We start from the raw sequence: 26,712 nt of genomic DNA on the forward strand, positions 1-26,712 counted from the left end.
CGAATCGTTCAGGGGAGCTTTTTGTATACAAAAACAAGCCCTCGAATTTCTTCGAGAGCTTGCTATTTACGTTCATTTAATTATTTAGGATAGTTGCTGTTGGAGTTTTCTTTCAGCATAACGTCATGTGCGCCGCCTTCAACCAGGCTGGTTGCGGAAACCAGAGTCAGCTTAGCCTTCTCCTGCAGTTCGCGGATGTTCAGAGCACCGCAGTTGCACATGGTGGAACGAACCTTAGCCAAGGTCAGGTTTACGTTATCCTTCAGGCTGCCTGCGTACGGAACGTAGGAGTCAACGCCTTCTTCAAAGGACAGCTTAGCTGCGCCACCCATGTCATAACGTTGCCAGTTGCGAGCACGGCTGGAGCCTTCACCCCAATATTCCTTCATGTAGGTGCCGTTAATGTTAACCTTATTGGTCGGGCTTTCGTCGAAACGAGCGAAGTAACGGCCAAGCATCATGAAGTCAGCGCCCATAGCCAGAGCCAGAGTCATATGGTAATCATAAACGATACCGCCGTCGGAGCATACAGGAATGTATACGCCGGTTTCTTCGAAGTATTCGTCACGAGCCTTGCAAACATCAATCAGAGCAGTTGCCTGGCCACGGCCGATACCTTTTTGCTCACGGGTGATGCAGATGGAACCGCCGCCGATACCAACTTTAATGAAGTCAGCGCCAGCCTCAGCCAGGAAGCGGAAGCCTTCAGCATCTACTACGTTGCCTGCGCCAACCTTAACGCTGTCACCATAGTGCTCACGAATCCAGTCCAAGGTGATTTTCTGCCATGCGCTGTAGCCTTCGGAGGAGTCAATGCAGAGTACGTCAACGCCTGCATCAATCAATGCGGGAACACGCTCAGCATAGTCGCGAGTGTTGATACCTGCGCCGACGATGTGGCGTTTTTTGCTATCCAGCAGCTCCAACGGATATTCCTTATGAGTTGCATAGTCTTTACGGAAGACCATGTACAGCATACGGCCGTCGTCATCAACGATAGGCAGAGTGTTGAGTTTTTTCTCCCAGATGATATCGTTAGCCTGTTGCAGGGTGGTATCCTTCGGAGCATAAACCATTTTGTCAATCGGAGTCATGAAGTCACGAACCTTAGCATCCATAGACATACGGCTCGGACGATAGTCACGGCTGGTAACAATGCCTTCCAGCTTGCCGTTAGCGGTACCATCGCTGGTAACAGCAACAGTGGAGTGACCGGTGCGTTCCTTCAGTGCCAGGATGTCAGCCAGAGTGCTGTCCGGACGGATATTGGAGTCACTGCTTACAAAGCCTGCGCGATAGCCTTTAACGCGAGCAACCATAGCAGCTTCGTCCTCTACGGATTGAGAACCATAGATGAAAGAAACGCCGCCCTCTTTGGAAAGAGCTACAGCCAGCTTTTCGCCGGAAACAGCCTGCATGATAGCAGAAACCATCGGGATGTTCATAGTAATTGCCGGCTCCTCGCCTTTTTTGAATTTAACCAGCGGCGTACGCAGGTCTACATTGGCGGGGATACATTTTTCGGAGGAATAACCGGGAACTAACAGGTACTCACTAAATGTGTGAGCAGGTTCATCATAATAAAAAGCCATTCTTTCATCATCCTTTTCTTAATAATTTTTTGTTTACCACAGCCAAAGCAATTGTTAATCATGTAACATAATTACTGAGTAAATAATTGCTTTTCTGCAGTCCGAGTAGGTATTTTATCTATTTTACCTCTTTAAGGCTCTCCATGCAATATCTTTTCTGCAAAAAGCGCCATCAAAATTAATTTTTTCTACAGCAGCATATGCACGGTCGCGTGCCGCCTTAATATTGGCGTCCACAGCAGTTACACCCAATACACGTCCGCCGTTGGTAAGAACCTTAGCGCCGTCAGCTTTGGTGCCTGCGTGGAATACAACAACGTCTGTATCAGCAGCAGCGTCAGCCAGACCGGTGATTTCCAGTCCTTTAGCATAACTTTCGGGATAACCGCCGGAAGCCATTACTACGCAAACTGCAGCCTTGTCATACCAACCAAAGTCTACCTGATCCAGAGTACCGGTAGCGCAGGCCAACATAATCTCAGCCAGGTCACCGTCAAGCAAAGGCAGTACTACCTGAGTTTCGGGGTCACCGAAGCGACAGTTGAACTCTACAACCTTTACGCTGTCGCCCTTGATCATCAGGCCGGCATAGAGGCAACCCTGATACGGCATGCCTTCTGCTGCCATGGCAGCGATAACGGGCTTCAGAATCAGCTCGGTTGCTTTTAAACGCAACACGTCGGTCATAACCGGAGCGGGAGCATAAGTTCCCATACCGCCGGTGTTTGGGCCTTCATCGCCGTCAAATACGCGTTTGTGGTCCTGAGAAGCAATCATCGGCACAATGGTTTTGCCGTCGGTAAATGCCAGAAGAGAAGCCTCTTCGCCTTCCATGTATTCTTCCAGAACGAGGCGTGCGCCTGCGTTGCCAAATTTATGATCAGCCATCATTTCGTCGATAGCATCAAGTGCTTCCTGCTTAGTCATTGCAACAACAACGCCCTTGCCAGCTGCAAGACCATCAGCCTTAACTACGATAGGTGCGCCCTTTTCTTCAACATAAGCCTTGGCAGTTTCGATATCCTCGCAAATTTTGAAGAAAGCGGTAGGAATATTGTATTTTGCCATCAGCTCTTTGGAAAATGCCTTGGAGCCTTCCAGCTGCGCTGCAGCTTTGGAAGGACCGAATACCGGCAGACCGCGGCGTTTACAAACATCTGCAAGACCTGCAACAAGAGGTGCTTCCGGACCTACAACGGTCAGGTCAATGCTCTTTTCCTCAGCGTAATCTGCTACGCCCTCCAGATTTTCTACATCCAGAGCAATGCATTCGCATTTAGGCAGCAGTGCCATGCCCGGATTGCCGGGAGCAGCATAAATTTTTTCAACCTTAGGGCTTTGCGCCAGCTTCCACGCTAAAGCGTGTTCGCGGCCGCCGCCACCGATTAATAAAATATTCATGGTTATTTCTCCAATTGCTTCTTCAGATATTCGCTGATCATTGCATCGTATTCAGCAGTATGAGTGAAGGCTTCCAATGCCAGCTCCTTACGGGTGCGTGCATCAACGTCGCCTTCTTTAGCGAGCATTTCCATTAAGCCTTCGTAACGGCTCGGATAGGTTACGATAACAACGTCCTTGAAGTTTTTAGCGCTGGCACGAACCATTGCCGGACCGCCGATATCAATGTTTTCAATAGCCTCAGCCTCGGTTACGCCAGGTTTGGCAACAGTTTCGCGGAAGGGATAGAGGTTAACAACAACCAGGTCAATCGGGGTGATGTCATGCTCAGCCAAAGCCTTCATATGCTCCGGATTGCTGCGTACAGCCAGGATTGCGCCATGAATCTTCGGATTCAGAGTTTTTACACGGCCATCCATGATTTCCGGGAAGCCGGTTACATCACTTACATAGGTTACAGGAATGCCTGCTTCCTTAATAGCCTTCATGGTGCCGCCGGTAGAAATAATTTCTACGCCGTTGTCACTCAGAAATTTTGCCAGCTCTACAATGCCGGTTTTATCACTAACGCTTAATAATGCTCTTTTAATTTTCATGCTCTAACCTTTACCTTTCTGCCTTCGATTGTCAGCTTTCCTTCTGCCCAAAGCTTTAAAGCCTCCGGCATTGCGATATGCTCCTGCACCAGAATGCGGTCAGCCAGAGTATCCTCGGTATCGTCATCCATAACAGGAACAACCTTCTGCAGGATAATCGGGCCGCTGTCAGTGCCTGCATCGACAAAATGAACGGTGCAGCCGCTGAATTTTACGCCGTAGTCCACAGCCTGCTTCTGTCCGTGCAGACCGGGGAAGCTCGGGAGCAGCGCCGGGTGGATATTGATAATCTTATGCTGCCATTTATTTACGAAATCAGCGCTCAGAATACGCATGAAGCCTGCGAGAACTACCAGCTCGCAGCCCTCTGCCTCCAGAGCAGCGTTGATTTTTGCTTCAAATTCTTCTTTGGAAGCGCAAGCCTTCCGCTCCACGGCAACGGTTTTAATATCGGCCTTTTGCGCACGCTCCAAAGCAAAAGCATCAGGCTTATCGCTGATTACAACCGCGATTTCCAGCGGCAGATAGCCATCAGCGATACGGTCCATAATTGCCTGCAGATTGCTGCCGCGACCGCTTACAAGTACGCCGATTTTATGCACCGAAAACGCCGCCTTTCATAATCGTTTCTTTATGGCCGGGAACAACCTTGCCCAGCTCGTAGAAGGTTTCACCAGCCTCAGTCAGGTGAGCGCGTACAGCGTCAGCCTCAGACGGGTCAACAACCAATACCATGCCTACGCCCATGTTGAAGGTGCGGTACATTTCAGCCCAAGGTACATTGCCCCATTCCTGCAGCTTTTTGAAGACAACAGGAACTTCCCAAGCCTCGGCATTTACCTCAGCATCGCAATCTTCGGGCAGAATGCGGGGAATATTATCATAGAAGCCGCCGCCGGTGATGTGCACCATGCCGTGCAGGTCGAATTTCTCAATCAGCGGCAGGCAGGTTTTCGGATACAGACGAGTCGGAGTCAGCAGCTTTTCGCCCAAGGTGCAGCCAAATTCCGGTACTTCGGTATCCATAGTATAACCCATAGCCTCAAAGCAGATTTTACGTACAAGGGAGAAGCCGTTGGAATGCACTCCGCTGGAGGGCAGGCCCAAAAGCACGTCGCCGGCCTTAACCTTGTCACCGGTAATCATTTTGCTCTTCTCAACTACGCCAACACAGAAGCCTGCGATATCATATTCGCCTTTGGAGTAGAAGCCGGCCATTTCGGCAGTTTCGCCGCCGATAAGAGCACAGCCGCTTTCCTTGCAGGCATTGGCAACACCCTTAACGATGTTGGCAACCTTTTGGGAATCAACCTTATCTACTGCAATGTAATCCAGGAAGAACAAGGGCTCTGCGCCTTGTACCAGAATATCGTTAACGCACATTGCTACAGCATCCTGACCGATAGTATCATGCTTATCAGCCATGAAAGCCAGCTTCAGCTTAGTGCCTACGCCGTCAGTACCGCTGACAAGCACAGGCTCCTTGTATTTGCCGCTGTTTAAAGCAAACAGACCGCCGAAACCGCCCAGATCACCGATAACCTCAGGTCTGTAGGTAGCGCGTACGCTGTCCTTCATTAATTCTACTGCTTTATTACCAGCATCAATATCTACACCGGCATCAGCATAAGTAAGTTGTTTCTTTTCCTCGCTCATGAGCCTTCCTCCTGTTATTCAATAATGCTTTCAGGTTCTGCTTTGATTACGCTATCTGCGTTATCGGGGTATTTAGCGCTGAAGCAGGCACAGCACAAACCATCGGGGTCAATTTTATCAATAGCACGTTTCATGCCATCCATAGAAATATAATGCAGACTATCTGCCCCAATATAACGGCAGATTTCATTTTCCGTGCAACGTGCCGCAATCAGCTCCTTGCGCTCGGAGGTATCAATACCATAGTAGCAGCTGTCTGTTACCGGGGGAGAAGAAATGCATACATGCACTTCACGTGCGCCTGCCTCCTTCAGCAGTTTAACAATCTTGCCGCTGGTAGTGCCGCGAACGATGGAGTCATCGACCATAACAACAGATTTGCCTTCTACAACGCTGCGTACCGGATTCAGCTTCAGACGTACTGCATTAGCACGTTGCTTTTGCGTCGGCTGAATAAAGGTACGGCCTACATAACGGTTTTTGGTAAGACCTTCCAGGAAGGGTACACCGGCCTCCATAGCATAGCCGATTGCCGCCGGAGTACCGCTATCAGGAACGGATATAACGATATCCGGATGAATATCAGGCGTTTCCTTAGCCAGCTCGCGTCCCATCTGGATACGTGCATCATATACAGACTGGTTGTCGATGATACTGTCATTACGAGCAAAGTAAACATATTCAAAAATGCAGTGCGCAGGCTTTGCCGGTTTGTTTTCAGCCCACATCATGCTGCGCGGCTCGGAGTTATCGCTGTCGATAATAATCATTTCGCCGGGCTTAACATCGCGTACCAGCTCTGCACCAACCAGGTCAAAGGCACAGGATTCGGAAGCAACGCACCAGCCGTTTTCCATCTTGCCGAGTACCAGCGGACGGAAGCCGTAGGGATCGCGTACTGCGATAATTTTGTTATCAGTCATCAGCAGAATAGCAAAAGCACCCTTAATCTGGTTAACAGCCTCTGCTACACGCTCTTCAATAGTCGGACGTGCACTGTAGGCAATCAAGGTCAGAACAACCTCGCTGTCAACAGTAGTATTAAATACTGCGCCTTCCTTAGCCAGGTTAGCACGCAGCTGACCGGCATTAGTCAGGTTACCGTTATGGCTCAGAGCCAGGTTACCGCCGTCAAAATAAACCTTCAGCGGCTGAATGTTATACGGCATGCTTGCACCGGTGGTGGAATAACGTACGTGGCCGATAGCCGCATAGCCCTGCAAATCAGCAACGCCATCTTTGAAGACATCGGCAACCAGACCCATGCCCTTTTTAATTTTCATGCGCTCGCCATCAGTTACAACAATACCAGTACTTTCCTGGCCACGATGCTGCAGCGCATACAGTCCCCAATAGGTGTTGAGTGCTACATCCTCATTATGGCTGAAGATACCAAAGACGCCGCACTCCTCATGCAGCTTGTCTTCGCTAAAATTTTGCTCCTCGAAAATCTGCTCCACAATTTTTCTCCTTAATTTTAGTTTTTAGTTATCAGTTGTCAGTTATTAGTTATTAATGATTAGTTATCAGTATCTATCCACTATCCACTACTCACTATTCACTATTACAGGTGTAAGTCCTTGAACTCCTGCGCAGGAACGCCACGCATGGAAGCCAGCTTTTCACCCTTAGCTCTTACTTCTTCACGCATTGTTGCACGATGCTCTGCCAGTTTTTCTACCAGCTCCGGATATTTGACGGAAAGAATCTGAATCGCGAACAATGCAGCATTCTTAGCACCATTGATAGCCATCGTTGCAACAGGTACACCGGAAGGCATCTGTACAAAGCTCAGCAGTGCATCCATACCGGCCAACGGTGTTGCGTTAATAGGAATACCGATGACAGGAACGGTAGTAAAGGCAGCGATGAAACCACCCAGATGAGCAGCTGCGCCGGCTGCGGCAATAATTACCTCTACGCCACGGTCACGGGCACCCTTAGCAAAGTTTTGTACTACATCCGGAGTACGGTGAGCGGAAGCAACTACTACTTCAGTTTCAACGCCAAACTCCTTCAGAGTTTTTTCTGCAGCCTCAAGTACAGGCCAGTCAGAATTACTACCCATGATAATTGCAACTTTCATTGAAATCTACCTCCCAAAAATTACTTGTAGAAACAATAAAACCCAAGCAGAAAGCTGTTCAGTTTCGAAATCCTGTGCAAAATCTAACCCGGGTTCTCAATCACTTAAATAATTCACTTTAATTATACCAATCCAACGCGTAAACGTCAAATAAACTGTGAACTTTTTAACAGTTTTTTAGAAAATCGTTCGGGAAACTTCGGGGTAAAGAAAAAAGCACCCTCCGCCGCCGCTTTCACGGCAGCAGAGGACGCTTAAACCCAAAGCTGTTTTATTTTACGACAACGTCAATTGCATCGTTTACCAATACAACCTCAACCTTATCGCCATTTTTAATTTCGCCTGCAACAATCTTCTTGCCCAGGATGTTTTCAACAGTGTGGACAATCAGACGTTTCAACGGACGAGCACCGAAGGCAGGATCAAAGCCGGCCTTTGCCAGGAAAGCAACAGCCTCGTCAGTATAAGTAAGCGTCAGCTCAAGCTGCTTGTTCAGACGGTCGCCCAGTTCATGCAGTACCAGTTTAACGATTTCCTTAATCTGTTCTGCCTGCAGCGGTTTAAACACAACGATGTCATCAACACGGTTCAGGAATTCCGGACGGAAGAAGTTCATCAGCATCTGCTGAATCTTTTCTCTGTCCATAGAGCCCTGCGCTTTCATAATCTCGCTGCTGCCAAGGTTACTGGTCATAATAATCAGGGTATTCTTAAAGTCAACGATACGGCCTTTACCATCGGTCAGACGGCCATCGTCCAGAACCTGCAGCAATACGTTAAAGACATCTGGATGTGCCTTTTCAATTTCGTCCAACAGGATTACGCTGTACGGATGACGGCGTACAGCCTCGGTCAGCTGACCGCCTTCATCATAGCCGACGTATCCCGGAGGCGCACCGATCAGACGAGATACGGTATGCTTCTCCATGTATTCGCTCATATCGATACGAACCATGTTGCGTTCATCATCAAAGAGCACCTCGGCCAAGGTCTTAGCCAGCTCGGTCTTGCCGACACCGGTAGGACCAAGGAAGATAAAGGAACCAATCGGACGGTTAGGATCCTTGATACCGGCACGCGCACGGATAACAGCCTCGCTGACAGCCTTGACAGCTTCATCCTGACCGATAACATGCTCGTGCAGGATTTCCTCCAGGTGAACCAGTTTAGCACGTTCACCGGTGCCTAAGCGAGCAACAGGAATGCCGGTCCAGGTGCTGACAACTTTGGCGATATCCTCTTCGTCAACCTCTTCCTTGAGCATAACATTGTCGTTGCCGTTTTCATCCTTCTTGGACAAAGCAGCCAATTCCTTCTGCAGCTCAGGCAGACGGCCGTATTTCAATTCAGCCATCTTGTTCAGGTCATAGTCGCGCTCAGCCTGCTCCATCTGGTTTTTCACAGCATCGATTTCCTTCTTTACCTCACGTACACGGGCAATAGAAGCCTTTTCTGCATCCCAACGTTTAACAAGCTCGTCATTTTCCTTACGCAGCTTTGCCAGCTCCTCATTCAGCTTAGCCAAACGATCCTTGGACTGAGCATCCTCCTCTTTGCCCAAAGCCTGAGCTTCAATTTCCAGCTGCAGGATACGACGTTTGCTTTCATCCAGCTCGGTCGGCAGCGAATCAATTTCGGTACGCAGACGGGCAGCAGCCTCATCTACCAGGTCAATAGCCTTATCAGGTAAGAAACGGTCATTGATATAACGGTTAGAAAGCACAGCAGCAGCAACCAGGGCAGCGTCTTTAATGCGCACGCCATGATGTACCTCATAGCGCTCACGCAGGCCACGCAGGATGGAAATTGTATCTTCAACGCTCGGCTCCTTAACCATTACCGGCTGGAAACGACGCTCCAGCGCACTGTCCTTTTCAATATACTTACGGTATTCGTTCAGCGTAGTTGCACCGATGCAGCGCAGCTCGCCACGTGCCAGCATCGGTTTCAGGATATTGCCTGCATCCATAGCACCTTCAGCAGCACCGGCACCGACAACGGTATGCAGCTCATCAATAAACATGATAATCTGACCGGCACTTTCGCTGACAGCCTTCAATACCTTTTTCAGACGCTCTTCGAATTCACCACGGTATTTGGCACCGGCAACCAGAGCTGCCAGATCCAGAGCATACAGGGTTTTATTCTTCAGGCTTTCCGGTACATCGCCGGCAATAATACGCCTTGCCAGACCTTCGACGATGGCAGTTTTACCAACGCCGGGCTCACCGATAAGCACCGGGTTATTTTTCTTACGACGCGAAAGGATTTCAATCGTACGACGGATTTCCTCATCACGGCCGATTACCGGGTCCAGCTTGCCTTCTTTAGCTTTTGCTGTCAGATCCTGGCCGTATTTTTCCAGCGTCTTTTTAGTTTCATCATTTGCTTCGCTATTCTGATACTGCATAAATGCCGCCTCAACTTTTTTCTTGTCTATACCATATTTACGGAAGAGCGATACTACATCGCTGTCACCGTCACTTGCCATAGCCGCAACCAGCTGGCCGATGCCGATTTCTTCCTTACCTTGTCCCAGAATAGCCATTACTCTGGCAAAGCCGGTACCCATCATCAGCTGACGGTCCTGACCTTTTACTCCGGGGATTTTTTGTACTAAAGCCTTAGCATCCTTGCTGAAAGCATTTTCATCAATGTGCAGGCTCTGCAGCAAATATTTAAAGAAGCCGTCGCTGCCGCACAATGCTACCAGAACATGTGCCGTTGTCAGCTCCTGGTGATAGTTCATAACTGCCTGCTGCTGAGCAGCCTCCAATATAGCCTTTACCTCTTCACTGTAGCGTTCATTCATCACGCTGCACCTCCTTCTATCAGGTTCAATAGCGGTCAATAACCGAATGGACTCTTTTCCATTTCCGGACCACTATTCACTTTCTAATTGCTATTATATCAGCAAAAGTCAAAAAGTCAAATAGTTTTCTGTGTTAATTCAGTGAAAAATTACCATCATTTTGTTGACATATTGTTAGCTTTGTGGCAATATTAATAGCATGTCGTTCTGTCGGCCAAGTACCCTTAACCCCAAAGACCATCGGCTAACCCCGGCCGTTTTGACCTTTATGCGTACTTCCACCAACAGGTCTATAATTATATTATTTGTCATGTTTTATGAGGAGGAAACAAAATGTCACCCACCAGCTTATTGCGCGGTATTGCCTTTTTGCTGCTTTTGCAATGGGTATCCACGCTCATCATCAACGCCCTCGGCGTACCATTTCCGCCCGCTCTTTTGGGAATGCTGATTTTAACGGCACTTCTCTGCGGCAACGTTATTCCGGCAAGCTCCATCGAGGGCATCTGCGATATCCTGATTTCCAAAATGGGCATGCTGTTTTTACCGGCAGGCGTCAGCGTTATATTATATGTAGATGTTATCAAAGCTGAGCTGCTGCCCATTACCGTTACCATTATCGTCTGCAGCGTTGTTGTTTTGGCTGTCACAGCCTTCTTTATCGAAGCAATGCTCAAAGGAAAGGAGAGTCAATGATGCTTTTTCCCGACGCTTTACTCAATTCACCGCTCTTTGGCATCGGTCTCACGGTTATCCTGTACGCTATCAGCGAAATCATCATCGACCGCTTCAGTCTGAATATTATTCCGCCCTTCGTTATTGCCTGCCCTCTGGTCATCGCCGTCATCGTTCTGGCGCCCGGCGTAGAGTACAAGCAGTACGAGGCCGGTGCGGAATTCATTAACTTTCTTTTAGGACCGGCAACCATCGCTCTGGCCCTGCCTTTGTACAAGAACCGTGAAATCATCATGGCTAAGGCCGGTGCTATTGTCGGCGGCGTTACACTGGCAACGCTTTCGGCTATCATAGTGGTTTACTTCTGCGGCAAGGCCATGGGTACCAGCGAGCAGGTTCTGCTTTCGCTCATCCCCAAATCCATTACCACGCCAATCGCCATTGACGTTTCCAAAACCATCGGCGGCATTCCGGCATTGACTACGGCTGCTGTTATCTTTACCGGCATGCTGGGTTCAACCTTCAATCACAAGCTGCTGCGTCTTCTGGGAATCAAAAGCCATTTGGCTGCCGGCCTCGCTATCGGCGCCTCCAGCCACGGCCTCGGCACCAGCGCCTGCGCCAGCGTCAGCCCGGTGCAGCTAGCCATCGGCGGTGTAGCGATTGCCCTTACCGGCATCAGTACCTCCATATTAGCACCGCTTTTACTGCCAATTTTACAAAGCATCTGGTAAGCAGATAAAGCAAAAGCCCAAATTCTCACATACATTTCATGTGGGAATTCGGGCTTTTTTGTTTTTAAAGATGCGGAATAATCCCGCGCAGCTCGGAAAAGATTACTGCCGCCTTATCCGCAGGATATACGCTGCACGGCAGCTGCCGCAGATCCTCCGTGCGCCAGCCTTTGTTTTCTTCCGCCAGCTTGGCCAGCGCTTCCTCTAAATCATGCGCCAGCACAACAGCAATCGCATCAAGATAAAATTCGCTGTTGACGCATGGCTCATCAATCATACTGTGGCTGTGATATGTTTTGTTGTGTCGCCAAACGTAAATGTTCATGCAGCATCCCTCCGTTCATGGTGATATTTGTTTAATTCTTGGGAGGGAGCAGTTTTTCCTGCTGAAAGACCCCAAAGTCGAAACAACGTAAAAAAGGACTACCACGCTAAGCATGATAGTCCTCAAATTATCTGTATATAAATTATTTGCCCAGGATTTCGTTGACGTAGTTTACCGCACTGACAGCGTTCGGTGCATAATGCTCGGCACCGATGGTATCAGCGTATTCCTGCGTGAGCACCGCACCGCCGACAACAACCTGACAGTCACATTCATTATGCAACGCAGCAATAGTTTCTTCCATTGCGCCTACTGTCGTTGTCATCAATGCAGATAAACCGACAACCTTGGCGTCAGTTTTCTTAGCTGCCTCCACAACTGCTTCCACAGGCACATCCTTGCCCAAGTCAAGCACGCGATAACCATAGTTTTCCAGCAGTACCTTAACGATGTTTTTGCCGATATCATGGATATCCCCGTGGACGGTAGCAATAATCACTGTTTCTCCCTGTGTTTCACCCACGCCGACAGCCTCACGGATAACCTCAAAGGCTGCCTTCGCCGCATCAGCGCTCATCAGCAGCTGCGGCAGGAAGAGAGTTTTCTTTTCAAAGCCATGACCGACAAAATCAAGCGCAGGAATCATATACTTGTTAATGATATCCAAAGGCTTTTCGCTTTCCAAGGCCTTGGCTGCGGCCTGACGCGCAGGTCCCTGCAGTCCTTTGACAATGGCATCGTAAAGACCCATTTCGCTTACTGTTGTTGCTGCAACCTTCGGTGCATCTGCATAATGCTGTACGTATTCCTTGCAGCCCTCGTCATAGCCTGCCAGCGCACGATAACCGTAATAAGCATCCATCATCGGCTTGCTCTGCGGATTGATAATGCCACAGGAAAGGCCTGCTGCCATCGCCATGCTGAAGAAGGTGCTGTTGACGGCATCACGGCCGGGAAGACCGAACGAAATGTTGGAAACACCCATAACAGTGTTGATGCCGCGTGCCTTCATTGTGCGGATAACCTCACAGGCAATCGCCGCGTTATCGGCACCAGTGGAAATCGTCAGTGCCAACGGGTCCACAACTATATTGCGGCTTTCAATGCCATATTCGGCCGCGCGGGCGATAATTTTTTCAGCCACAGCGATACGTCCTGCTGCAGTAGCGGGAATACCACTGTCATCAAGACACAGTGCAACCAGCACAGCGCCGTATTTTTTGGCCAGCGGCAGCACATGCTGCAGGCTGTCCTCCTTGCCGTTGACGGAATTAAGCATCGGCTTGCCGTTATAAAGGCGCAGTGCTTTTTCCATTGCTTCGTAATTAGATGTATCAATCTGCAGCGGGGTATCGGTAATCGCCTGCAGCGCCGGCACAGCCTTCGCAGCCATTGCCGCTTCGTCAATACCAGGCGTACCAACGTTAACGTCCAGAATCTGTGCGCCTACGCCAATCTGCTCCAGACCGAGGCGGCACACATAATCAAGGTCACTGTTGACCAATGCTTCCTTCAAACGCTTTTTGCCGGTAGGATTGATGCGTTCGCCGATAATTATAGGACCTTCGCCAAGATGCACTGCCTTGCCGTAGGAGGATACCGCTGTCAGACGGCAATCACGCGTACCTCCGGGCTGCAGAGTTTTGCATTTGGCAATCATCTGCGCAATATGCTCCGGTGTTGTACCGCAGCAGCCGCCGACGATGCTTGCTCCCTTGCCTGCCAGCTTGTACATCAGCTCCGCATATTCCTCCGGACCGACATCAAAGCAGGTTTTGCCGTCACGCTGCACCGGCAGTCCGGCATTCGGATTGATAATCAGCGGCAGGCTGGTTGCTGCCAGCATCTGCGGGAACAGCTTACCCACCTGCACCGGTCCCAGACCGCAGTTAAAGCCGATGGCATCTACGCCCAGGCCTTCGCACATCAGAGCGGCAGCCTCTACCGTAGCACCGGTCAACAGCTTGCCATCCTCGTCAAAGGTCATGGTTACACAAATCGGCAAATCACAGTTTTCCTTAGACGCCAAAACCGCAGCTTTGATTTCATAGGTGTCGCTCATCGTTTCGATAAGAATCAAATCCGCACCGGCAGCAGCGCCGTAACGTACCATTTCGCCGTAGGCTTCTACTGCCTTTTCAAAAGGCAAATCGCCATAAGGAGTCAACAGCTTGCCTGTCGGTCCCAAATTCAGCGCAACAAATTTATTTTCCCTGCCACCGCAGGCCTTCTTGGCAATCGCCACAGCCGCTTCGATGGTTTCCTTGCAATCCAGGCCGGAGCCTGCCAGCTTCAACGGATTAGCGCCGAAGGTATTGGATTTTACGATATTGGAGCCTACATCAAGATAACTGCGATGCACAGCCTCTACAATATCGGGGTGTGTAAAATTCCAGCTTTCTGGCAGCTCACCCGGCTGCAGACCGCGTGCCTGCAGCTGTGTGCCGGTGGCACCATCAAAGAACAGCATTTGCTTGCCTAACAATTCCTTAAAATTCATAAATTAAATCTTCTCCTCAAACTTTCTTAATATCAGTATCTCTGTAAGGACAGTTTATATTACTGCAGGTCATACATTTATTCTGCACGCAGGCAGCATCTTCAGATAAGCCGATGATTGCCGTCACCGACTTGGACGGAGCCATCATCAGTCCGTCCGTCAGCGTCAGGCCGATGCGCTTGGCACAGTTCAGCACAGCGAACAGCTGACGCTGCTCCTCCAGCGGCCAATCTCCGTAACCAGGCGAAAAGCGAGGACGCTGCAGCAGACCGCCGGTTTCAGCCTGCGCCTGCACTTCATCGCAATAGCTTTCAATCAGCGCCGCTGCCACAGCCTGAGCCGCCGCACCTTCAGCAACGCTGATGAGCGCAAGGCGGCGGATGGCTGCGTCCACCCTGCTGCCGAGTGTTGCACCCATAAGCAGCACCGTGTCGCAACCCTTTAAATGACGCGCCAACGCACGCGAATGAAAGCGTACGCCGCAATCCAACGTTACGCCTGCCTCATCTGCCGTTATCGCATGCTTTTGCAGCACATAGCGTGCCTGCACATCATTGCGCAGCTTCAGATAAACCGTATCCACTAAAATTTCTGCTGCCTTATCTCCCGGCTTGGCCCGCAGATAGCGCAGCGCTTCCTTTTGCTTAAATTCCATAACAACAACCTGATTTTTGCGCCATAGCGCAGGACTATTTATCTACAATCTCTCCGAGATTATTCATAATACCGGCAAAAATTTCCGGCTTGTTCATCGTATAGATATGTACATTATCAAAGCCGTTGGCAATCAGATCAATAATCTGACCGGTAGCATAGGCGATACCTGCCTGCTTCAGTGCCTCCGGCTTATCGGCAAATTTTTCTACCATCGCACGGAACTGCGGCGGCAGCTTAGTACCGCTCAGCTGGCAGATACGGATAATCTGCTTAGCATTCGTCACCGGCATAATACCCGGTACTACCGGCACATTGATACCCGCACGCAGCAGGCGGAACATATAGTTGTACAAAATCGTATTATCAAAAAACATCTGCGTCACTAAAAAGTCAACGCCTGCATCCACCTTATACTTGGTGTTTTCTATATCCTTTTCCAGCGAACCCGATTCGGGATGGCCTTCGGGATAAGCAGCACCGCCAACACAGAAATCACCCTGCTGCTTTACAAACCGCATCAGCTCACTGGCATGGGCAAAGCTGCCGATTTCCTCACCCTGCATATCTGCCGGTATATCGCCGCGCAGTGCCAGAATATTTTTTACGCCAAAGCCCTGCAGCTGTCCAAGTACCTCTGCCAGCTTTGCTTCATCAGCCTTTACACAAGTCAGATGAGCCAGAGCCGGCATGCCGTTATCCTGTACCTTTTGGGCCAGTGCTGCCGAATAGCCTACCGTGCTGCCGCCTGCGCCATAGGTAACGCTCATATAGGACGGCTTGCTGGCCGCAATCTGGTTGACAATCTCCAGACTGTTTTGCAGCTCTGCGCCCTGCTTAGGCGGAAACAGCTCGCACGACAGATGAATTTTACCGTTTTTTAAGATATCAATTATTTTTTCCGATGTCATAATAATCCCCCAAAATTAAAAGCATTCGTATGACATTTTAACAGTTAGCGACATCTTTGGCAAACAAAAAGCAGAAGAAATTAACTAATAGGCGATAAAACCTACCAAAATGATAAATATGTTACACACTAAAAATCCCGCAACCAAATAAGCTGCGGGAAGGAAATTCGTTGGCGGAGACGGTGGGATTCGAACCCACGTGCCGCGCAAACGGCAAACTGATTTCGAGTCAGCCGCGTTATGACCACTTCGCTACGTCTCCATTATTCTGTTGGCGCGAATATATTCGCATCAGGTTAACATTAATATTATATAGGAAAAATCCCGTCTTGGCAACCGCATACTGAAATTATTCCTGCGACACACCAGCTTCACTCCTGCGCTTCGCCTTGTTTTCCTGACGGCGACGGCGGAAAAAGTCGCGCATCACCTGCGCGCATTCCTCCTCACAGATGCCGCTGACAACCTCCGCGCAGTGATTAAGATTAGGATTCGTAATGATATTGAAAATGGATTCCGCACCGCCGGCCTTCACATCAGGACAGCCATAAACAACGCGGTCGACACGGCCGTTGACAATGGCACCGCTGCACATCGGGCAAGGCTCAACGGTAACGTAAAGCGCACAACCGCTCAAACGCCAACGCCCCAGACGCTCGCAGGCCTCGCGGATGACGATGACCTCAGCGTGCGCCGTTGCGTCATGCCACGTTTCACGCATATTGTGCGCAGCGGCGATAACCTCGCCCGTTGTCATGTCCGCCAGCACCGCGCCGATAGGAATTTCACCAAGCTCTGCGGCCTTGCGTGCTTCAGCCAGCGCCAGCTGCATATACTTTTTATCGTCCATCAGGCATCCTCCGCCGCTTCCATCAGCAGCTCCCATTTTTCCATCAGCTCGGCAATGGTTTGCTCGTATTCCTCATGCTCTGCTGCCATAGCTGCGCTATGCTCGGGACTGGTGTGATTTGCCGGATCCGCCATCTGCTTTTCCAAAAGGCCCATCATAGCCTCCTGCTCACGAATCTGCAACTCTACCTTGGGCAACAGTCGTGCAGCCTCATCCGGGCTGTAACGGCGCTTTTTATCCTCCTGCTTTTTCGCTTTCGCCGGCGCAGCAGCAACCTGCTGTTGCTGCTTTTTAGCCTGTGCCTCCGCATAGGCCGCAGCCTTTTCCGCTTCCTCCTGTGGCTGCGCCAAAGCAGCAGCCTTTTTCTGCTTCTCTTCGAGGTAAAAATCATAGTTACCCTTGTAATCCTTAACCTCTAAATCCTCAATTTCCCAGATGCGGTCCGCAACCTCATTGACGAAATAACGGTCATGGCTGACTACCAGTACGGTGCCGTCAAAGGACTCCAAAGCAGCCTCTACCGCTTCGCGTGCCATAATATCCAGATGGTTTGTCGGTTCGTCAAGCACCAGACAGTTGGCACCGTCCAGCACCAGCTTCAGCAGCACCAGGCGTGCCTTCTGACCGCCGCTCAGCTCACCGATTTTCTTAAAGACATCATCACCGTGGAACAGCATACCGCCAAGCATCGAGCGTGTATGCTCTTCCGTAAAGCCGTATTCAATCACAAAGTTTTCCAACAGCGTCTGCTCCGGGTTCAGGCGCTCATAGCTCTGCGAAAAATAACCGATCTGCACTCTGCTGCCAATCTTTGCCTTGCCCTTCAGCGGTGCAATTTCACCCAAGATAGTACGCAGCAGCGTCGTCTTACCGGTGCCGTTGGCACCCAACAGCGCAGCCTTTTCACCACGGCGCAGCGTCAGATTAATGCCCTTGGCCAGTACCTTCTCCCCGTAGCCTATGGTGAGGTCCTCCATAATCAGCACTCTGTCCGCACATTCGGCAGCAGGCGGCAAACGCAGCTCAAACTCCTCGTGCTGCACCGGCGCATCAATACGCTCCAGACGGTCCAGCTGTGACTGACGGCCGCGCGCCATTTTACTCTTGATGCCTGCCTTAAAGCGACGGATATACGCCTCAGTGCGCGCAATATAATCCTGCTGCGCATTGTAGGCAGCAGTCATCGTACTGCTCTGAATCGCCTTCTGCTCCAGATAGCGGCTGTAGTTTCCCTTGAAGGATTGCAGCTTGCCGCCCTCCATCTCCAGAATGCGCATAGCAACATTATCAAGGAAGGCACGGTCATGGCTGACAACGAGCAGACCGCCCTTAAATTCCTGCAGATACTTTTCCAGCCACTGCGTCATAACAATATCAAGATGGTTTGTCGGTTCGTCCAAAATCATAAAGTCGGGATTTCGCACCAGTGCCGCCGCCAGCATCAGACGTGTTTTCTGCCCGCCGCTCAGTGTTGCCGCGTCATGCTGCCACCAATCCTCGGTGTAGCCCAAACCGATAAGCACACGCTTAATGCGGTTTTCGTAATTATAACCGTCGATAAACTCATAGCGTTTGAGTACGCGGCCGTATTCTTCAAGGCAGCTGTCGAGCTTTTCGCCCTGCAGCTTGCCGGAATCAGCCTCCAGCTGTGCCAGCTTTTGGCGCAGGTTGCCGATTTCCGGGCAGGCTGTCTGCATAAACTGCCAGATAGTACCTCTGATATCGGTAAAGCCCTGCTGTACATAGCCCACACTGATACCGGGCTCGAATTTTACCGCACCGCTGTCAACCCATTCAGGCTGCAGCAGGCAACGCAGCAGCGTCGTCTTGCCGCTGCCGTTGACACCGACAAGGCCAATATGCTCGCCCTGCTCCACCATAAAGCTTACATCTTTAAATATTTCATGAATGCCAAATGCTTTGGCGATTTTATCTACTACTAATTGCATAACCATTCTCCTTTTAACAACTATTATAACACCTTCCGGCATTATACTCAAAAGGCTCTGCTATATTCTTATGTTTTCGTGTATTACATAAAAAGAGGCTGCCGCATCCGCGGCAACCTCCATATACTTTTAAGATTTATGAGCCATAGCAACCTGAGTTTTGGTCTGAACCAAGCTCTTGTGATGCTTGCGCCAACGATAGCAAAGCATCGGCACCACCAACATCGGTACACCTGCATACAGCGTCTGACGCAAATCCGGTGTCAAAGCAATTACTGCCAGGCAGAAAACCTGCGACCAGATACCGAAATGCGTAACATACGGGAAGAACGGTGTTTTATACTTCAGAGTATCCTCCTTGCCTGCGGCAATCAGACGGCGGCGGAAATTATATTGGCTCCAGCAAATGGAAATCCAAGCCATTGCTCCGGTAAAGCCGGATACTGCCAGCAAATAAGTATACAGTGTAGAATCGGGATTAAAGGTGTAGAAAACGATAACTGCCCAGCAGGCGCACACAGAAACGATAATAGAATTCTGCGGCATACCGTTTTTATTGAGCTTGCCCAAAAACGCCGGTGCCATATCCATGCGAGCCAGTGCATGCAGCGCACGAGCACCGCCGTACAGGCCGGAGTTAGCGCAGGAAACACCTGCAACCAGCACTACAAAGGCAATCGCAGAGGCTAAGCCGTCAAAGCCGTATTCCGCCAGAGCAGCGGCGAACACGCTCTCCTTCAGGCTGGCCTTATCCCACGGCATAATGGACAGCAATAACGTAATAGGAATGATATATAAAGCAATGACACGCCAGGAAACATTACGAACCGCAATAGGAATGCTTTTAGCAGGATCCTTGCATTCGCCCGCAGCCAGACCGATGATTTCGGTACCCTGGAAGTTAACCAGAATAATAACCATGGTCAGCACAATCGGCCAATATCCCTGAGGAGCAAAGCCGCCTTGGCCCAACAGCACCTTAGCGCCTAAATAGCCCTGGTCACCGACAAGACCGCAGACTATTAAACCAGCAACGCCGCAAAAGCCAACAAGGGCAGCAATTTTGATAATAGAAAGCCAAAATTCGCTTTCACCGAAATTATCAACATGAAAAAGGTTAATTACAGTCACCAGCAGGCCAAAAAGAATTGCCCACCACAGCTGACTGACAGCAGGTACAAAATTATTCATAATAATACCCGCAGCAATCATTTCAGACGGCACGTAAGCCATCCAGTTCAGCCAATAGGCCCAGCCAACGCCACAAGCCCAGGTTGAGGATATATTCTCACGTGCGTAGGTAACAAAGGAACCGGAAATAGGCTTAGCTACAGCCAGCTCCGCCAGGCACAGCATAACGCATAAGACGATTGCACCGCCAAAAAGATAAGAAAGAATAATAGCAGGTCCGGCCTGCTCAATCGCATATCCGGCACCTAAAAAATAACAGCTGCCGATAATGCCACCTAAAGAAATCATCTGTAAGTGTCTGTTCTTTAAACTTCTATTCATGGATTGCTCGTTCATTACCTTAATAACACAACCTTTCTTGAGCATATGTGTGGAACCTTACGTTCCGCCTTAATTCTTGTGATATGATTTTACTACAAAAAACCGCGTTTGTATAGCAAAAAATGCACTAAAATCAGCGATTTTACAAAAAAAATCTATTTTCCTCATATTTCCGCTATTTTGCATCATTTTCAAGCGTACTTCTCCACAATTCTATACAAAAAATACTCCCCCGTCATCCCAGCAATGACAAGGGAGTAAACAAAGAAGGCTTTATTAAAGATGGCTGAACAGGCTCCAGAAATGTATGCAGATACAGCCAAGCGCACTGACGAGCAGCATGCAGATTACCGAAAGCCTGATACCGTTTTTCAGTAAATCGTCAGGATTCAGGCCATAGGTTACACCCACGGCACGCGTGCTGACCGGCAGAATAAAGGCACAGTTAACGGCAACAATCGAGGTCAGGATATAAGGAATGGGGTTCAGCCCCAGCTGCTGCGAAATGCTTTGTACTACCGGAATTGAGATAGAAGCCGCCGCGGTATTGCTGCTGATTTCCGTCAGGAAGGTAGCAAACAGCGTCAGGCTGAACATCGTTTCCCAACCGCCGCTCAACGGCAGGAGTGTAATTACCTTGGCAATCTGTGTTGCCGCACCGGTTTTCGTAATCAGCTGGCCCAACGCCAGACCGCCGGAAAAAAGGAAAATCATACCCCACATAATGCCCTTTTCAGCCTCACGCCATGTAAGGAGCAGCTGGCCTGTTTCGTTGCGCAGCATAAAGGTGAGCATGCCGAAGGTGAAGAAAACATAAGCAGGCTTCATCAGCGGCAGATACTGCACATAAAGCGGACGGACGAAGGCCAGACCTGTTGCCAGAATAAAAAGCCACAGGCCTAATTTCTCGCCGCGGCTCATCGGCCCGAGCTTATCATAGGCAGCGCGGAAATATTCCTTACCGCCGTCCAGACGCTTAATCGGTAACGGCAAACGCAGCAGATAACCAAGTATAAGCAGCATAATGATGAACAGCAGCGGCAGAAAGCGGATAACCCAATCCACATACATGAATTCGTGTCCCGTGAGCTTTTCCAGATAGCTGATTGCTACCAGATTAGAGCTGCTGCCCAAAGGTGAGCCGAAGCCGCCGAAGCCTGCGCCCCAGACGATGGCCAATAAAATCGGTGTCGCTACGGGATTATTGGTAATCTGCTGCTGTCCCAAAAAACGCAGCATGCTTACAGCCACCGGCAGCAGAATCATAACTACAACAACGTTTGGCAGAAAGATGGACAGCAACGTTGAAGCAACCAGCCAGACGCATATCTGCTCGCGCATCGATGTTCCCAAACCGCAAAGACTTTTTATCGCCAGACGCTTATCAAGATGTGTTTTTTCCCACACCAGACTGATAAGGTCACTGCCAACAAGCAATACGACGATTTCCGAAAAGTATTTGCTGATAATCCCCTCCATAGGCACCATGCCGAAGATAGCGTTCAGTGGAATCGGCAGCAGCGAGGTTACGGCAATATTTACCGGACGCAGCACCCACCAAAGGCCCATCCAAAAAATCGTGGCAATGGCGGCCGCCTGCTTAAATTCAATCACAGGTGCCAATAAAAGCAGGACAACAAGAAAAAGTAAAGGTCCCGACAACACGTTCAATGAACGGTGTTTTTTCATAAATAACAGCTTCCTCTCTAAGTTCAATAGAAGTTTAATTCTATTTTTGCATTTACTTAATTCTACTCCCGTTCTATAATTAAGTAAAAGACTTTATTTTGATTAATATAATCATATTTTTTGATATTTTAAGGAGATACTGCTATGGATTTCGCTTTTTACCGTAACTTTATCACTGTTGCCGAAACAGGTAATCTCAGCGCCGCGGCCAAACGTTTGGGGATTGTACAACCGGCGCTCAGCGCACAGATGAAGGCTATCGAAAGAAACTACGGCGTGCAGCTTTTCAAAATGCAGCGCGGTAAGCGTCACATCGAGCTGACGGAGGCAGGCGAAACCTTTTTGCAGCAGGCACGTCAGCTGTGCAATACGGAAGATGATATCAGCCTGCGCATGCAGGCCTTCGGCAGGCGTGCCGCAGGTACGCTGCGCTTCAGCGTGTCACACGTGCGTACCGACTATTTCCTGCGCAGCTATCTTATTCCCTTTGCCAAGGAAAATCCCGGCATCAGCTATCAGTTTCACGATGCTACGGTAGAGCAGCAGCAACAGCAGCTGGAGGCTGGCAGTATTGACTTTGCTTTTGCCAATGCACCACTGCCTGCGGCGCACAATTTTGCTACTATTAAGGTGCAGCGGGAGAGTTTTTATGCTTTCTATAATGCTGAATTTTCGGTTCCGTGGGCAAATAAAAGCATGCTTTCGCCAGAGGATTTGGCAGGTGTGCCCTTGTGCTGTAATTATGGCAGCTATGCGCTTTTGCGCAATGTGTTTAAGGATTATGCGGTTAAGCCTAATGTCGCCTTTATTGCCACTACGGCGGAGAGTGCGCTTACCTTTGCGACAAGCGGTCTTGGGGTTGCGGTTGTCGCTGCGTTAGAGAGTGATGCTATGCCGCAGGGGATGGTGCGACGGCAGCTTGTTGATGAGAAGCTGCATTTTGACCAGACGTTATATTGGAGTAAGGAGCATAAATTATCGCCTGCAGCGGAGAGATTCCTGGAGTTTTTCCGAAATTTTAACTAAACGCAAAAAACGCTCGCGTTCATCAGAACGCGAGCGTTAATTTTTTGCTATTATTCTTTGGGTGCTTCTCCGCCTGCATTTGCAGCAGCTTCAGATGCACCTGCTTCAGCAGCAGGAGCTTCAGCCTTTGCGTCAGCTTCGGCAACAGGAGCAACAGCTGCTTCCTCATCCACAACAGATTGCTGTACTAATTGTAGCTTTTCTTCTGCGGTAAGGATATGACCGTATTTTACCAGCTGGTTGATTTCTTCCTCTTCCAGAGTTTCCTTCTCCATCAGAGCTTTAGCAATCACATGCAGCTTGTCGATGTTGTCGGACAGCAGCTTTTCAGTAGCAGCATAGGCATCTTCCATAAAGGAGCGTACCTCTTTATCAATTTCGGCTGCCACTTCTTCACTGTAATCCTTGTCGCGGGCAATGTCGCGGCCCAGGAATACCTGATCCTGACGATGACCAAAGGTTACAGGTCCGATGTTTTCGCTCATACCGTATTCGCAAATCATCTGACGTGCCAGTTGAGTTGCACGCTGCAGGTCATTGCTGGCACCGCTGGAGATTTCCTTCAGCACCAGAGCTTCGGCAACACGGCCACCCAGCAGCACCTTCAGCTCATCGAGCATTTCACTGCGGGTTGCATAATACTTATCTTCCTTCGGCAGGCTCAGGGTATAACCACCGGCACGGCCACGCGGAATGATAGTAACCTTATGTACAGGGTCAGTGTGCTCGAGCAGCATACCAACGATAGTATGGCCGCCTTCATGGTAAGCAGTCAGGCGTTTTTCCTTATCACTGATGACACGGCTCTTGCGCTCCGGTCCCATGATAACACGCTCGGCAGCCTCTTCCATTTCCGGCATATTGATGGCCTTCTTGTCCTTGCGGGCAGTCAGCAGTGCAGCTTCATTAACCAGGTTAGATAAATCAGCACCGGTAAAGCCGGGAGTACGCTGAGCGATTACGTCCAGATTTACATCCGGTCCCATCGGCTTGCCCTTAACATGTACCTTCAGGATTTCGGTACGTCCCTTGATATCAGGACGGTCTACTACGATTTGGCGGTCGAAACGGCCGGGACGCAGCAGTGCCGGGTCCAGAATGTCCGGACGGTTGGTTGCAGCAATCATAATGATGCCTTCGTTAGCACTGAAACCGTCCATCTCAACCAGCAATTGGTTCAGAGTCTGCTCGCGCTCATCATGGCCACCGCCAAGACCGGCGCCGCGCTGACGGCCTACAGCATCAATTTCATCGATAAATACGATGCAGGGTGCACTTTTCTTTGCCTGGTCGAACAAATCACGTACACGGGATGCGCCGACACCGACAAACATTTCTACGAAGTCAGAACCGGAAATGCTGAAGAACGGAACGCCCGCTTCACCGGCAACTGCTTTCGCCAACAATGTTTTGCCTGTACCCGGAGGGCCATAGAGCAAAACACCTTTAGGAATCTTAGCTCCCAAGTCATTATACTTCTGCGGATGCTTCAGGAATTCGACAACCTCTTCCAGCTCCTGCTTGGCTTCCTCGGCACCGGCAACATCCTTAAAGGTTATCTTCAGTTTTTCCTCATCGTAGCGACGCGCACGGCTCTTGCCAAAGTTCATCACCTTGCCGCCACCGGCACCGCCCTGATTCATCAGCATGAACCACAGGCCTACGATAATCAGCATCGGCAAAATAGAGCTGAGAATGCTCATCCACCAAGGTGGTTGCGGCGGCAGCTCTGCCTTAATATCTACTTTCTTTGCTTCCAGCTTTTCTACCAGCTTGCTGTCATTAGGCGCAACGGTAGAAAATTCCTTGCCATCCTTTAATTTACCGCTGATAACGTTATCAACAATAGTTACCTGTTTGATTTCATCCTGCTGCACATGCTGCATAAAGCTGGTATAGCTTATATCAGCAGGCTTAGAATTCTTTTCACCATAAAGGTCAAACATCCAGATAATTACCATGATAATCAGCAGATAAAAAAGTACGTTCTTAAAAAATTTATTCAAGCACGTAGCCTCCTTCCACTTAGCTCATAATATTTTATTATATTATAGATAGGAAAAACTAGCAACTGTTTTATGCAAATTACAGGCTTTTATTTGCGTGCGTATACAGCAGGCTTCAGGATACCGATAAACGGCAGATTACGGTAATCCCCTGCATAGTCCAGACCGTAGCCGACAACGAATTCATCAGGAATTTTAAAGCCTACGTAATCAGCCTCCAGACCATTTACACGGCGCTCCGCCTTGTCGCACAGAGCAGCGGTTTTCAGAGTTGCGGGCTTGTAGTGACGCAGCATGTCGGTGATAGAAGCAAAGGTCACGCCGCTGTCAATGATATCATCGATTACCAGCACATCTTTACCCTTAATGTCTTCACTGACATCCAGCTTAACCTTAACGCTGCCGCTGGTGCTGGTTCCGTTGCCATAAGAAGAAGCAACCATGAAGTCTACGCGCAGCGGCATATCAATAGCGCGGGTCAGGTCGGTAGCAAACCAGGCAGCACCCTTCAGCAGCACAATGACAACCAAATCCTTGTCTGCATAATCAGCTGCAATCTGCTTACCCATTTCCTGTACGCGGGCATCAATTTCTTCCTTAGTCAGCAAAACTGTCTTAATATCGTCATGCATTTTTTCATTCTCCTTATACTTTATATTATTATTTTAACAAAAATGAGCTGTTTATTTTTGTAGACTACGTTTATTCCCTGCGGTAGCTGAATAACCTTGCCGCCACTGCGTCGGAGCAGCAAGGAATCAATGGCCTGAGTACGCTCGTAGGACAGCTCTTCACCGCCCAGCTCGAAATACGCGCGTCGCAATACTCTCAACCTTACGGCACTGTGCAGCGCCGTAAGCTGCGTCACCGGCAACCTGACAGTATTCTCCTGCCTTCGTGCCAGCTTCTCATAAGCTTCACCAGCAAGCTGCTCCAGACATTCCGCATCCTGCGCCAGTAAAGCAGCAGTACGCGCCAACGACGGCATTACAGCAGGGTTAAAGCTGCGCTCCAGATACGGCACAAGCTCCAGACGTACACGATTGCGCGTATACGCTGTATCCGCGTTAGTGCTGTCGTAGCAAACAGCAATGCCTTCCGCACTGCAGTAATCCTCCAGCAGGCTCTTAGGCAACGCGAGCAGCGGCCTGATGATATCACCCTGCTGCGCCCGCATCCCGGCAAGTCCCTGCAGGCCTGCGCCACGCAGCAGCCTCAAAAGCAACGTTTCGGCCTGGTCACCCTCATGATGCGCCGTAACAAGCGCTACAGCGCCCTGCTGCGCCGCTACGCGCCTCAGCGCAGCATAGCGCAGGCGGCGCGCAGCATCCTCAGTAGAAAGATGATACTGTGCTGCATACGCTGCAGCCTGCACATGCTCTGTAAAGCAGGGTAGTCCCCAAGCCTTGCAGGCACGCTGCACTGCCTGCATATCGCGCAGTGCCTCTTCCCCACGCAGTCCGTGCTCAACGTGACAGACACTGTAGCTACCCCATCCCTGCGCTGCCAAGGCAGCACAGGCATGCGCCAAAGCCAGAGAATCGGCACCGCCGCTCACCGCCAGCAGGTAATGAGCCTCGGGCTGCAGCAAATTTTTAATTGTTTTGCGCAGCTTGTATACTGCAGGCACAATCTGCCTCATAGCATATCTCCTTCAGCAGCGGTTTAAACGTATCATATCATATGTTTCTATGCTATAAAAGAAAAGGCACTCTCAGGAGTGCCATTTCATTAATTA

22 protein-coding genes and 1 tRNA gene are annotated in these 26,712 nt (G+C 49.8%); 3 read left to right on the top strand and 20 right to left on the bottom strand.

Annotated elements, in window-relative coordinates:
* Positions 1-80: 80 nt before the first annotated feature.
* The 8 genes from RDW05_RS00445 to clpB all read right to left on the bottom strand — a co-directional run bounded on the left by RDW05_RS00445 (position 81) and on the right by clpB (position 10,143).
* Positions 81-1,592, bottom strand: coding sequence for an IMP dehydrogenase (locus RDW05_RS00445; RefSeq protein ID WP_293723970.1), 1,512 nt, complete (start codon positions 1,590-1,592; stop codon positions 81-83).
* 123 nt (positions 1,593-1,715) lie between these two features.
* A complete protein-coding gene (gene purD / locus RDW05_RS00450) occupies positions 1,716-2,993 on the bottom strand; it encodes a phosphoribosylamine--glycine ligase (protein WP_298880957.1) in 1,278 nt (425 codons plus the stop codon).
* A 2-nt stretch (positions 2,994-2,995) separates the two neighbouring features.
* Entirely contained in the window at positions 2,996-3,589 is a 594-nt protein-coding gene (locus tag RDW05_RS00455; protein ID WP_021720286.1) for an mGS-like domain protein, read from the bottom strand.
* The gene (gene purN / locus RDW05_RS00460; protein ID WP_307977443.1) at positions 3,586-4,191 is read right to left on the bottom strand and encodes a phosphoribosylglycinamide formyltransferase; all 606 of its coding nucleotides are present in this window, start codon (positions 4,189-4,191) and stop codon (positions 3,586-3,588) included. The genes RDW05_RS00455 and purN overlap by 4 nt, the downstream gene beginning before the upstream one ends.
* A complete protein-coding gene (gene purM / locus RDW05_RS00465; RefSeq protein WP_304228518.1) occupies positions 4,184-5,245 on the bottom strand; it encodes a phosphoribosylformylglycinamidine cyclo-ligase in 1,062 nt (353 codons plus the stop codon). Before purM ends, purN begins: the two co-directional genes overlap by 8 nt.
* Positions 5,246-5,259: 14 nt before the next feature.
* Positions 5,260-6,705: an amidophosphoribosyltransferase gene (purF, locus tag RDW05_RS00470; RefSeq protein WP_307977444.1), complete on the bottom strand. Its 1,446-nt coding sequence runs from the start codon at positions 6,703-6,705 to the stop codon at positions 5,260-5,262.
* A gap of 104 nt (positions 6,706-6,809) precedes the next feature.
* Positions 6,810-7,331, bottom strand: a complete 522-nt coding sequence (gene purE / locus RDW05_RS00475; RefSeq protein WP_009146062.1) for a 5-(carboxyamino)imidazole ribonucleotide mutase — start codon at positions 7,329-7,331, stop codon at positions 6,810-6,812.
* 271 nt (positions 7,332-7,602) lie between these two features.
* Positions 7,603-10,143, bottom strand: a complete 2,541-nt coding sequence (gene clpB / locus RDW05_RS00480) for an ATP-dependent chaperone ClpB (RefSeq protein ID WP_307977445.1) — start codon at positions 10,141-10,143, stop codon at positions 7,603-7,605.
* Positions 10,144-10,476: 333 nt separating this feature from the next.
* On the opposite strand from clpB, the gene RDW05_RS00485 reads away from it, so the two are divergent.
* Positions 10,477-10,839, top strand: coding sequence for a CidA/LrgA family protein (locus RDW05_RS00485; RefSeq protein ID WP_210683806.1), 363 nt, complete (start codon positions 10,477-10,479; stop codon positions 10,837-10,839).
* On the top strand, positions 10,836-11,552 hold the full coding sequence (locus RDW05_RS00490) for an LrgB family protein (RefSeq protein ID WP_293822749.1): 717 nt from the start codon (positions 10,836-10,838) through the stop codon (positions 11,550-11,552). Before RDW05_RS00485 ends, RDW05_RS00490 begins: the two co-directional genes overlap by 4 nt.
* 64 nt (positions 11,553-11,616) lie before the next feature.
* Here RDW05_RS00490 and RDW05_RS00495 read toward each other — a convergent pair whose 3' ends face one another.
* The 9 genes from RDW05_RS00495 to RDW05_RS00535 all read right to left on the bottom strand — a co-directional run bounded on the left by RDW05_RS00495 (position 11,617) and on the right by RDW05_RS00535 (position 21,942).
* Positions 11,617-11,877: a hypothetical protein gene (locus tag RDW05_RS00495; protein WP_293692953.1), complete on the bottom strand. Its 261-nt coding sequence runs from the start codon at positions 11,875-11,877 to the stop codon at positions 11,617-11,619.
* Between the two features lie 142 nt (positions 11,878-12,019).
* Complete coding sequence (locus RDW05_RS00500; RefSeq protein WP_307977446.1) at positions 12,020-14,377, bottom strand: homocysteine S-methyltransferase family protein; 2,358 nt, start codon at positions 14,375-14,377, stop codon at positions 12,020-12,022.
* A gap of 16 nt (positions 14,378-14,393) precedes the next feature.
* Positions 14,394-15,032, bottom strand: a complete 639-nt coding sequence (locus tag RDW05_RS00505) for a vitamin B12 dependent-methionine synthase activation domain-containing protein (RefSeq protein ID WP_307977447.1) — start codon at positions 15,030-15,032, stop codon at positions 14,394-14,396.
* Positions 15,033-15,066: 34 nt separating this feature from the next.
* Positions 15,067-15,942: a methylenetetrahydrofolate reductase gene (locus RDW05_RS00510; RefSeq protein ID WP_307977448.1), complete on the bottom strand. Its 876-nt coding sequence runs from the start codon at positions 15,940-15,942 to the stop codon at positions 15,067-15,069.
* Positions 15,943-16,113: 171 nt separating this feature from the next.
* Positions 16,114-16,204: transfer RNA gene (locus tag RDW05_RS00515), tRNA-Ser, on the bottom strand.
* 87 nt (positions 16,205-16,291) lie between these two features.
* Positions 16,292-16,792, bottom strand: a complete 501-nt coding sequence (gene tadA / locus RDW05_RS00520) for a tRNA adenosine(34) deaminase TadA (RefSeq protein WP_304237529.1) — start codon at positions 16,790-16,792, stop codon at positions 16,292-16,294.
* Positions 16,792-18,741 (bottom strand): ABC-F family ATP-binding cassette domain-containing protein, encoded by a 1,950-nt coding sequence (locus RDW05_RS00525; protein WP_307977449.1) that lies wholly within the window; start codon positions 18,739-18,741, stop codon positions 16,792-16,794. The genes tadA and RDW05_RS00525 overlap by 1 nt, the downstream gene beginning before the upstream one ends.
* 129 nt (positions 18,742-18,870) lie before the next feature.
* Positions 18,871-20,268, bottom strand: a complete 1,398-nt coding sequence (locus RDW05_RS00530) for an amino acid permease (protein WP_374110992.1) — start codon at positions 20,266-20,268, stop codon at positions 18,871-18,873.
* Positions 20,269-20,529: 261 nt separating this feature from the next.
* The gene (locus RDW05_RS00535) at positions 20,530-21,942 is read right to left on the bottom strand and encodes an SLC13 family permease (RefSeq protein WP_307977451.1); all 1,413 of its coding nucleotides are present in this window, start codon (positions 21,940-21,942) and stop codon (positions 20,530-20,532) included.
* A 144-nt stretch (positions 21,943-22,086) separates the two neighbouring features.
* Between RDW05_RS00535 and RDW05_RS00540 the strand changes: the two genes are divergently transcribed.
* Complete coding sequence (locus tag RDW05_RS00540; protein WP_307977452.1) at positions 22,087-22,968, top strand: LysR family transcriptional regulator; 882 nt, start codon at positions 22,087-22,089, stop codon at positions 22,966-22,968.
* Positions 22,969-23,018: 50 nt separating this feature from the next.
* Here the strand turns inward: RDW05_RS00540 and ftsH are convergent, their stop codons facing one another.
* The 3 genes from ftsH to tilS form a co-directional block, all read right to left on the bottom strand.
* Positions 23,019-24,974, bottom strand: coding sequence for an ATP-dependent zinc metalloprotease FtsH (ftsH, locus tag RDW05_RS00545; protein ID WP_307977453.1), 1,956 nt, complete (start codon positions 24,972-24,974; stop codon positions 23,019-23,021).
* An 89-nt stretch (positions 24,975-25,063) separates the two neighbouring features.
* Positions 25,064-25,606 (bottom strand): hypoxanthine phosphoribosyltransferase, encoded by a 543-nt coding sequence (hpt, locus tag RDW05_RS00550; protein WP_293724002.1) that lies wholly within the window; start codon positions 25,604-25,606, stop codon positions 25,064-25,066.
* A gap of 20 nt (positions 25,607-25,626) precedes the next feature.
* Positions 25,627-26,616: a tRNA lysidine(34) synthetase TilS gene (gene tilS / locus RDW05_RS00555; RefSeq protein WP_307977454.1), complete on the bottom strand. Its 990-nt coding sequence runs from the start codon at positions 26,614-26,616 to the stop codon at positions 25,627-25,629.
* Positions 26,617-26,712: the final 96 nt, after the last annotated feature.

This window comes from uncultured Phascolarctobacterium sp., from assembly GCF_902463975.1.
Lineage (GTDB): Bacteria > Bacillota > Negativicutes > Acidaminococcales > Acidaminococcaceae > Phascolarctobacterium_A.

Bases quoted from the DNA above. Each gene is read 5' to 3' on its own strand.
- RDW05_RS00445 (WP_293723970.1), bottom strand. From the start codon at position 1,592: ATGGCTTTTTATTATGATGAACCTGCTCACACATTTAGTGAGTACCTG.
- purD (WP_298880957.1), bottom strand. From the start codon at position 2,993: ATGAATATTTTATTAATCGGTGGCGGCGGCCGCGAACACGCTTTAGCG.
- RDW05_RS00455 (WP_021720286.1), bottom strand. From the start codon at position 3,589: ATGAAAATTAAAAGAGCATTATTAAGCGTTAGTGATAAAACCGGCATT.
- purM (WP_304228518.1), bottom strand. From the start codon at position 5,245: ATGAGCGAGGAAAAGAAACAACTTACTTATGCTGATGCCGGTGTAGAT.
- purE (WP_009146062.1), bottom strand. From the start codon at position 7,331: ATGAAAGTTGCAATTATCATGGGTAGTAATTCTGACTGGCCTGTACTT.
- clpB (WP_307977445.1), bottom strand. From the start codon at position 10,143: ATGAATGAACGCTACAGTGAAGAGGTAAAGGCTATATTGGAGGCTGCT.
- RDW05_RS00485 (WP_210683806.1), top strand. From the start codon at position 10,477: ATGTCACCCACCAGCTTATTGCGCGGTATTGCCTTTTTGCTGCTTTTG.
- RDW05_RS00490 (WP_293822749.1), top strand. From the start codon at position 10,836: ATGATGCTTTTTCCCGACGCTTTACTCAATTCACCGCTCTTTGGCATC.
- RDW05_RS00495 (WP_293692953.1), bottom strand. From the start codon at position 11,877: ATGAACATTTACGTTTGGCGACACAACAAAACATATCACAGCCACAGT.
- RDW05_RS00500 (WP_307977446.1), bottom strand. From the start codon at position 14,377: ATGAATTTTAAGGAATTGTTAGGCAAGCAAATGCTGTTCTTTGATGGT.
- RDW05_RS00505 (WP_307977447.1), bottom strand. From the start codon at position 15,032: ATGGAATTTAAGCAAAAGGAAGCGCTGCGCTATCTGCGGGCCAAGCCG.
- RDW05_RS00510 (WP_307977448.1), bottom strand. From the start codon at position 15,942: ATGACATCGGAAAAAATAATTGATATCTTAAAAAACGGTAAAATTCAT.
- tadA (WP_304237529.1), bottom strand. From the start codon at position 16,792: ATGGACGATAAAAAGTATATGCAGCTGGCGCTGGCTGAAGCACGCAAG.
- RDW05_RS00525 (WP_307977449.1), bottom strand. From the start codon at position 18,741: ATGCAATTAGTAGTAGATAAAATCGCCAAAGCATTTGGCATTCATGAA.
- RDW05_RS00530 (WP_374110992.1), bottom strand. From the start codon at position 20,268: ATGAACGAGCAATCCATGAATAGAAGTTTAAAGAACAGACACTTACAG.
- RDW05_RS00535 (WP_307977451.1), bottom strand. From the start codon at position 21,942: ATGAAAAAACACCGTTCATTGAACGTGTTGTCGGGACCTTTACTTTTT.
- RDW05_RS00540 (WP_307977452.1), top strand. From the start codon at position 22,087: ATGGATTTCGCTTTTTACCGTAACTTTATCACTGTTGCCGAAACAGGT.
- hpt (WP_293724002.1), bottom strand. From the start codon at position 25,606: ATGCATGACGATATTAAGACAGTTTTGCTGACTAAGGAAGAAATTGAT.
- tilS (WP_307977454.1), bottom strand. From the start codon at position 26,616: ATGAGGCAGATTGTGCCTGCAGTATACAAGCTGCGCAAAACAATTAAA.